The sequence below is a fragment of the Streptomyces odonnellii genome (assembly GCF_000981895.1).
Lineage (GTDB): Bacteria > Actinomycetota > Actinomycetes > Streptomycetales > Streptomycetaceae > Streptomyces > Streptomyces odonnellii.
The window spans coordinates 1-6,140 of the sequence record NZ_LATD01000473.1 but is presented as its reverse complement, the minus strand read 5'-3'; the positions used below and the strand labels follow the sequence as shown (position 1 = coordinate 6,140).

Here is a 6,140-nt window from a genome sequence, read left to right as displayed (position 1 = left end):
GTCCGAGGGGCCGGCGGGCCTCTCAGGGACCGAGGAATCGGCGGACCCGTCGGGGGCCGGGGAATCGGCGGGCCGGTCTGGCCGCGTGGCCCGGACCGGCCGGGTCAGCCGCGCCGGTGGGGTGGCGCGGACGGGCCGCTCCTGGCGGCCGGTCCGGGCGGTCCGGGCAGTAGCGGCAGCCCGCACCGGCCGGGCGGGACCCGTGCGGGCGCCGGGGGCCGCGTCCCTCTTCCGCCGGGCGCCCGCGCGGCGCAGCCGCCGTACCGCCCTGCTCGCCGTCGCCGCGCTCACCGGCGGGCTGCTGCTCAGTTCCCAGCAGCCCGCGGCCGCCGGGGCCAACCTCGTCAAGAACCCCGGCTTCGAGACCGCGGGCCCGGGCGGCCCCGGAGCCATGCCGTACTGCTGGGAGCAGTCCGGCTGGGGCGACAACGACTTCACCTTCGCCACCGTCGCCGACGCCCGCTCCGGCACCAAGGCCGTCAGGGTCGAGCTGACCCGCCGCGTCGACGGCGACCGCAAGGCGCTGATCACCGAGTCCGCCGAGTGCGCGCCGGCTGTGGTGCCGGAGCGGCAGTACGACCTCTCCCTCTGGTACAAGTCCACGACCCCGGACGCGGCGATCACCCTCTTCCGGCACGACACCACGGCCGGCTGGCAGTACTGGACCGACCTCAAGGCCCTTGAGCCGAGTGCCGGTTACCAGCGCGCGGAGGTCCGTACCCCCCTCGTACCGCCCGGCACCGACCGGATCACCTGGGGTGTCTCGGTGTACGGCACGGGCAGTGTCACCACCGACGACTACGTCATGGAGGAGGTCACCCCGCCGCCCGTCGAGCCCGAGTGCACCGGCACCGCCCAGGAGTGCGCGGACGGCCGCTGGGAGGTCCTGCCGACCGAGAACCCCGTACGTTCCATGCACTCGGTCGTGCTCCACAACGGCAAGGTGCTGCTGATCGCCGGATCCGGCAACAGCACCGACATGTTCGAGGCGGGTACGTTCACCTCGGCGGTGTACGACCCGGAGGACGGCTCGTACCGTACGGTCCCCACCCCCGACGACATGTTCTGTGCCGGCCATGTCCAGCTCTCCGACGGGCGGGTGCTGGTGATGAGCGGCAACAAGGGCTATCCGTCGGCCGACGGCACGGTCGGCTACCAGGGGTACAAGGACTCGTACGTCTTCGACCCGGTCACCGAGACGTACAGCAGGACCAACGACATGAACGACGGGCACTGGTATCCGTCGGCCACGATCATGGGCAATGGCGATGTGCTGTCCTTCGGCGGGCTGCGCGAGGACTCCAGCGGGTCCGTGACCGCCGAGCGCTGGTCGGCCGCCGAGGACAAGTGGCTGCCGCTCTGGCAGGTCAACCAGACCTGGTCGTACTGGGGCCTGTACCCGTCGATGATCCTGATGCAGGACGGCCGGCTCTTCTACTCGGGCAGCCATGTCTTCGGCAACGGCACCCCGGGGACCGGCTCGTCGGTCTACGACTACGACGCCAATACGGTCACCGATGTGCCGGGGCTCCAGAACAAGGACGAGCGCGACCAGTCGGCGAGCGTGCTGCTGCCGCCCGCGCAGGACCAGCGGGTGCTCACCATCGGCGGCGGCAACATCGACTCCAACCCGGAGGCGAACCGGCTCACCGACCTGATCGACCTCAAGGAGCCCAGCCCGCAGTACACCCCGGGCCCGCCGCTGCCGCAGGGCACGGTCGATCTGGGCGCCGGGCCGCAGCCGCAGACGGGGGCGCAGGGCAAGATGTACGGCTCGGCGGTGCTGCTGCCGGACGGCAAGGTCCTGGAGACGGGCGGCGCGCTGCACAACCGCGCCAACCCGGTGTACGAGTCGTCCCTCTTCGACCCGCTGACGGACACCTTCGATCCGGTGGCGGCGGACCCGGAGGCGCGCGGCTACCACTCGTCGGCGTTCCTGCTGCCGGACGGCCGGGTCATGACGACGGGCGACAACCCGGGGAACGGCACCTGGAACCACCAGGTGTCCCTGTACACCCCGCCGTATCTGTTCAAGGGCCCGCGGCCGGAGATCACTTCGCTGGCCGACGACCAGTGGCAGTACGGGGACACGCAACGGATCACGGTCGACCGGCCGATCGCGAAGGCGGAACTGATCCGCCCGGCCGCGGTGACGCACTCGTCGGACCCGAACCAGCGGTTCGTGGACCTGCCGCTCACGGTGGTCGGCAACACCGTGGACCTGAACGTGACGAGCAACCCGAATCTGGCACCGCCGGGCTGGTACATGCTGTTCGCGGTCGACGCCAATGGGATCCCGTCGGTGGCGAAATGGGTGCACCTGGGCGGACCGGCGGAGTCGGCGCAGCGGTCGGCGGGGCCGGCTGAGCCGGCGGGTTCGGCGCACGGGGCGTCCGCGCATGTGCACGACTTCGCGGACGACCTGACCGGAAAGCCGAAGAAGCCGCGCGAACAGCGGACTTCGGCCCCGGTGAGCCCACAGATCGCGGGCTGCGACCGGCACTACGGCCCGGCGGACGTCTGCGTACCGACGGCGTTCCCCGAGCCGGTGAAGCCGACGACGAAGGCACGCTGCGACTGGCTGGCGGAGAACGACTACGGCCGCCTGAAGCTCAACGGCAAGGACGACCCCCTGCACCTGGACCCGAACAGGGACGGCACGGCGTGCGGAAAGGGAGATATGAGGCGGGGGAGGAACTGACGCCTACGGCGGCCCGGGACAGCGCGGAGGGGCCCGGGCCGCCGCGGACGTGGAGGGAGCGGGTCACGTACCGGCCGTCGACGGAAGCGGGTCACTTGCCACCGACCAGCAGGCGGTACCCGTAGTCCATGCTTTGCCGGCCGAGCAAGTCGGCATGTCGTCGATGCCAGGAGCGGGAGTCGAGGTCCGCTCGCAGGCGGGCGATCGCCGGCTCCACGACGGAGGGCGGCAGTTGCGCAAAGGTGGAACTGGCCCGGCGGATGACCGGATCGAGGTAGGAGTCGGGCCGACGCCAGTAGGCGATCTGGAAGCCGTCCGTGAAGTCGTGCGGGACAGGAAAGGGCAGCACGGTGTGCGCCTCGAGCGCGTCCGCGACCTCGTCAAGCGACGCGAAACGGGAGTACTCCAGCTCGCGGATCTCCGGCAGGTACTCCTCAAGCAGCCACAGTTCCGGGCGATGCGCAGGGTCCCAGGTGAAGACGACCTGCCTGCGGGCGACGCGGCGCAACTCACGGAGCCCGCGGCGCGGGTCCGGCCAGTGGTGGATGGTCATGATGGCCATGGCCGCGTCGAAGGAGCCCGACTTGAACGGCAGGGCTTCGGCTCCGGCCTTCACCTTTGCCGCCCCGGGGTGCTGGTCGAGCATCACCTGGGAGGGATCAACCGCGATCACATCCGCCTCCTCCGGCTCGTAGGAGCCGGAGCCTGCGCCGACATTGACGACGGTGCGGGCACCTCCCAGCGCCCGGCTGATCAGGGCGTGCAGCCTGGGATCAGGGCGTCGAATGTCGCTGTAGCCCATGCCGATGCGGTCATAGATGGCCGACGGACGGTCGGCGGCGGTGTCCATCGACCAAGCTCAGCAGGTTGGACGGGCGGAGGCCAGACAGCGTGCCTCGGCCTGGCGGCCTGGGGGCGTTCTGCCGGGCCGGGCTGCTCTGCGGATTCCGGCCTCCGTCGTGCCGGAGATTCGTTCACTTCTCCACCCCTGAGGCGGGGCGTGCAGGCTCGGTTGGGCCCCGGAGTGGGTCTGTGGGCCCTACGGGTTGGGCCTTGGGGGTGCCTAGGCTGACGCGACGCAGATGCCGTCGATGAGATGCCTCGGCGGGACGTCCAGCAGTGTGGTGGAAGGGTTTCCCATGTCCGACCCAGGGGCCTTGACGATCCAGCGTGTCGCGGCGCCGCCCGACGGGCGCAGGGAGTTGCCTCGGTCGCTGATCCTGGCGCGGACCCTGCTGCATCTGATGTTCGCCCTTACGCTGCTGGGCGGCATCAGTGTGCTGACCTCGCTGCTGGACCTGGGCCGTCATGTCACGCCGGCGCTCAGCCTGCTGGCTCTGTACGCGGTCGCGCCGGGGATCGCCGGGCTGGTTCTGGCGCGGCGGCTGTGGACCGGCGGGAAAGTGGTCTGGTTCGGGCTGATCGGTCTCCAGGCGTGGCTGCTGATCGGCGGTGTCGTCAATCTGTACCGGGGTTCGGAGCTCGGGTTCAGCCAGATGGTGCTGCCCGGCGCCCTGCTGTTGCTGATCAGCCTGGGCAGCAGCCGTGTCTGGTTCGAACTGCCCCCCGAGGTACGGGCCGTTAAGCCACGCCTGACGCGTGAGCGGCTCCGTCAGGTCGCGCTCCCCTCTCTTGCGCACCTGATCAGGTGGCGCCGCAACCGTGGCCAGACGACGGTGGAGTACGTCGGCATGGTCGGCCTGGTCGCCCTCATCATCGGCGCGCTGGTCCTCAGTGGTGTGCAGACCCAGATCGCCGACGGCCTCCAGACCGCGGTCTGCCGGATTCTCGGCGGCGACTCCTGCGGCACACAGGTCGTGGGCGGCGGCGGTAGCGGTGGCGGCACGGGCGGCTCCGGCGGTGGTGACGACGGCGGCAGTACGACGACGGGCGGTACCGACGGCGGCGGTGACAACGGCGGTGGCGCCGATGGCGGCGGCTCGGACAGCGGCGGCAGCACCACGGGTGGTGGCGACAACGGGGGCAGCACCGGTGGCGGTACCGACGGTGGCGGCGACTCGGGCGGTTCCGGCAATGGTGGTTCGGGCAACGCCGGTTCGGACAGCGGGGGCTCCGACGGCGGCGCTGACGGCGGTTCTGACGGCGGTGGTTCTGACGGCGGGGGCGACAACGGCGGTACGGACGGAAGCGGCGGCGACAACGGTGGCGGCTCCGATGGTGGCGGCAGCAACGGCGGTGGCGACTCCGGCGGTGGCGACTCGGGCGGTTCGGACGGCGGCGGGTCCGATGGCGGCGGTTCGAACGGTGGGGGCTCCAACGGCGGCTCCAGCAGCGGTGGTTCCAATGGCGGATCGGATGACGACGACGATGATGACGACGGCGTTGTAGGCGGAGCCGTCATCGGTGGCGGCAGCTCCGGTGGAGGTTCGAACGGCGGCGGCAGCAATGGCGGCAGTTCGAGTGGCGGCAGCTCCAGCGGCGGTAGCAGCTCGGGTGGTGGCTCGAATGGCGGCAGCTCCAGCGGCGGCAGCTCCAGCGGTGGCGGGTCCAGCAGCGGCGGCTCCAGCAGCGGTGGTTCGAGCGGCGGTGGGACCAACGGAGGGGGTTCCAACGGCGGTGGTTCCAGTAGTGGCGGTAGCTCCGGTGGCGGTTCCAGCGGCGGTTCCAGCGGCGGCAGCAGTAGCGGCGGCTCCAGCGGTGGCGGTAGCAGCAGCGGTGGCTCCAGCAGTGGTGGCTCCAGCGGCAGTGGTGGGTCCAGCGGCGGCAGCTCCAGTGGCGGTTCCAGCAGCGGCGGTTCGGACAGCGGTGGTTCGGATGGCGGCACCGAGACCGTGACCGAGTGCAATCCGGTCATGGCCCCCTGGGGCTACACCCAGGTCTGCACCGAGAAGCCCGCCACGACCGGTGGCAGTAACAGCGGTGGCAGCGACGGCGGCAAGGACGACGACAAGGACAAGGACGACGACGAAGACAAGGACAAGGACAAGGACAAGGAGGAAACCGAAACCGAGTGCAACCCGGTCATGGCGCCGTGGGGCTACACCCAGGTCTGCACGGAGAAGCCCACGACCGGTGGCAGCGACAGCGGCGGCAGCGACGGCGGCCAGGACGACGACAAGGACAAGGACAAGGACGAAGACCAGGACGATGACAAGGACAAGGACGAGGACGAAAGCGAGGACGAGAAGGACCGGTGCGATGACGGGAACCTCGCTCCCATGGGCTCACGCGTCTCCTTCTCCGGCAGCCTGACCACAGGCGCGACCGGCACCGGCACCGGCACCAGCTCCGGCACCGTCACCTTCGCCCTCGCCTCGGCCGAGGCCGGTACGGGCGCGGGCACGGCCACACGTACGAGCGCGGCCGCCTGGCAGACCGCCACCGCCACCCCCACCGGTGCCCCCACGCGCACCCGCTACACCCTCGCCGCCGACGAGCCCGGCGCCGCTGCCGCCCAGGCCGCGATGCAGGCGATGGT

The 6,140-nt window shown here is 71.0% G+C and carries 3 protein-coding genes; 2 read left to right on the top strand and 1 reads right to left on the bottom strand.

All coding sequences use genetic code 11. The annotated features are described in order from the left end of the window. The first annotated feature begins 202 nt into the window (after window positions 1–202). Complete coding sequence (locus tag WH07_RS33340) at window positions 203–2,701, top strand: galactose oxidase-like domain-containing protein (RefSeq protein WP_079023767.1); 2,499 nt, start codon at window positions 203–205, stop codon at window positions 2,699–2,701. Window positions 2,702–2,792: 91 nt separating this feature from the next. Here the strand turns inward: WH07_RS33340 and WH07_RS33335 are convergent, their stop codons facing one another. Beyond that, on the bottom strand, window positions 2,793–3,551 hold the full coding sequence (locus tag WH07_RS33335) for a class I SAM-dependent methyltransferase (RefSeq protein WP_046508453.1): 759 nt from the start codon (window positions 3,549–3,551) through the stop codon (window positions 2,793–2,795). A 307-nt stretch (window positions 3,552–3,858) separates the two neighbouring features. Here WH07_RS33335 and WH07_RS40085 point away from each other — a divergent pair. Continuing rightward, window positions 3,859–6,140: Flp family type IVb pilin (locus WH07_RS40085; protein WP_408645979.1), on the top strand; the 2,282-nt coding region annotated here is incomplete at its 3' end.